A 2504-nucleotide genomic window follows, 5' to 3' on the forward strand; every position below is an offset into this window, starting at 1 on the left:
ATCAACGAACAGGACGCTTCTTAGTCCCCTGACTCGCATCGGCCGTCAGGGGATCTTCCGGCCAAGGGTGCTTGGGATATCGACCGCGCATGTCCTTGCGGACCCCCGGGTAGGCGTTCTGCCAGAAGCTTGCCAGGTCGGCCGTGACGGCCAGAGGGCGCTGGGCCGGGGACAGCAGGTGGATCACCACGGGCACTTGGCCTCCGGCAACCGTCGGGGTTCTGGCCCAGCCGAACAGGGCCTGTAGTTTGGCCGCCAGTACCGGGCCGTTTTCTGCGGTGTAATCCAGCGCCACGGACTGGCCGGTTGGGATCGTCAGGCGGGGAGGAGCCAGCTCTTCCAGTGCCTGTTGTTGCGGATACTCCAGCAGGCTGGCAAGAGCCTGGCTCAGGTTGAGTTTCTCCAGGTCACGCCAGCGGGTCATCCCTGCCAGGAACGGACCGAGCCAGGTTTCCAGGTTGTCTGTCAGCCAACATTTGCTGACCGTTGGCCATTCTCCGGGAAAGCGTTCTGTCAGCAGGGCGACCCGGGCAAGCCATTGTTCCGCCGCCGGCGTCCACGGCAGGCTTCCAAGGCCCTTCTTGCGCACGGCGGCCAGCAACCCCTGTTGCACCAGTTCCGGTGGCGGGGCCGGCAGGGCTGTTTCTTCCAGCTCCAGCTGCCCCAGTTTTCGAACGCGACGGGCCACCACGGTTCCGCGTCGCTCATCCCAGACCGCTTCCTCGTACTCTTCAATGTGACCGGACAGGTCCTGTTCCAGCACCGCTGGGGTAACCGGTGCAGCAAGATAGATCGTGGCTTCCCTGGCCTTACCGTCCAGTTCAGCAGCAACCAGCCACTCATAGCGAGCCAGACGATCATCACTGCGAAGGGCTGCACCGCGGCCGTTGCTGAGCTGGTATCGCGGGGCTTCACCCCCTCGTTTACGGGCAATGCGGTCCGGGTAGGCCTGTGCGAGTACGCGTCCTACCTCATCCTCGGAAGGCATTGCCTGTGGCCGTTCAAGCCCGGCCGATAGGCGGGACACCGACTTGGTGATCGATGCCACCCTGGCGGTATCCACACCCTGTCGGGTGCCGGAGCCACGCAGTATCCGGATCCGCTCCTGCATGTCCGCTCCGGCTGATCGACCCGCCAGATCCCGCTCTTCCAACAGGGCCGCCAGCTCGGCGGCCAGGTAGCCGTGGCCGATATCACGCCCGCTTAGAATCATGTGCGCCAGCCGTGGATGAATGCCCATGTCGCGGGCCGCCTTGCCATGGTCGGTAATCGCACTGTCGGCATCCAGCATATCCAGCCACTGCAACAACGACACAGCCTGCTGCCAGTGCGCGGCAGGGGGTGGGTCAATCCAGTCCAGCTGCTCCGGTGACCGCGCACCCCATTGCGCCAGTTCCAGCACCAGGGGTGCGAGGTCCGCTTCCTGTATTTCCGGCGGGGTGAACTCGGCCAGGCCGAACTGGGAGGACTCACTCCAAAGCCGGTAACAGACGCCAGGCTCAATTCGACCGGCCCGGCCCTTGCGCTGCTCCGCCGAGGCTTTCGAGACCCAGCCCGTCACCAGCCGTGTCATACCGCTGTTGGCATCAAACACCGCCCGGCGCTGCTGACCGCTGTCGATGACGACGCGCACGCCTTCGATGGTGAGACTCGATTCGGCAATAGCCGTGGCCAGAACCACTTTGCGAAAACCGTCGGGCGCCGTCGCGATGGCCCGGTCCTGCTCCTCGCTTTTCAGGTTGCCGTACAACGGCGCCACGATCACCTCATTGCCTGTCTGGCTCTGAAGCTGGCGCTCAACCCGACGAATCTCGCCCTCACCGGGCAGAAACACCAGCAATGACCCGCTCTGCTCCGCCAAGGCCTCATGAATAACGGACACCACCTGTTCTTCTACCCGGCCATTGCGCGGAACCGGCCGATACGCCACCTCCACAGGAAATGCCCGGCCTTCACTACTCAGCACCGGCACATCACCCAACAACCGGGCAATGGGTGCGGTATCCAACGTGGCGGACATCACGATGACCCGAAGGTCCTCCCGCAAAGCCTGGCGGGACTCCCGAACCAGCGCCAGCCCAAGATCGGCCTGCAGTGACCGTTCGTGAAACTCGTCGAAAATCACAACGGCGTAGTCTTCCAGCGCCGGATCATTCTGGATCAACCGCGTGAGAATACCTTCGGTGACCACTTCTATCACCGTGGCAGACGTCACCTGCGTATCAAGCCGTGTGCGATAACCAACGGTCTGGCCCGGCTTCTCCCCCATCTGCCCGGCCATGTACCTTGCCGCGGACCTGGCCGCCAGCCGCCTGGGCTCGAGCATCAGGATTTTCCGGCCCTCACGCCAGTCAGCATCCATCAGGGCCAGTGGCACCCTGGTGGTTTTACCGGCGCCCGGTGGGGCCTGTAGCAGGACGGTTGTTTCTGGGTCCAGGGTGGTTAGTAGGTCCGGGATGGTTTTGTTGATTGGGAGCATTGGTTTTGCTTTGGTTAGGACTGGT

At 63.4% G+C, this 2504-nt stretch carries 1 protein-coding gene; it reads right to left on the minus strand.

Annotation, left to right across the window (positions count from 1 at the left end; translation table 11 throughout):
- Position 1: 1 nt before the first annotated feature.
- Positions 2–2479, minus strand: coding sequence for an ATP-dependent helicase HrpB (gene hrpB, locus MDG893_RS20325; RefSeq protein ID WP_007155734.1), 2478 nt, complete (start codon positions 2477–2479; stop codon positions 2–4).
- Positions 2480–2504 lie beyond the last annotated feature (25 nt).

Origin of the sequence: Marinobacter algicola DG893, from assembly GCF_000170835.1 — a bacterium.
Classification (GTDB): domain Bacteria; phylum Pseudomonadota; class Gammaproteobacteria; order Pseudomonadales; family Oleiphilaceae; genus Marinobacter; species Marinobacter algicola.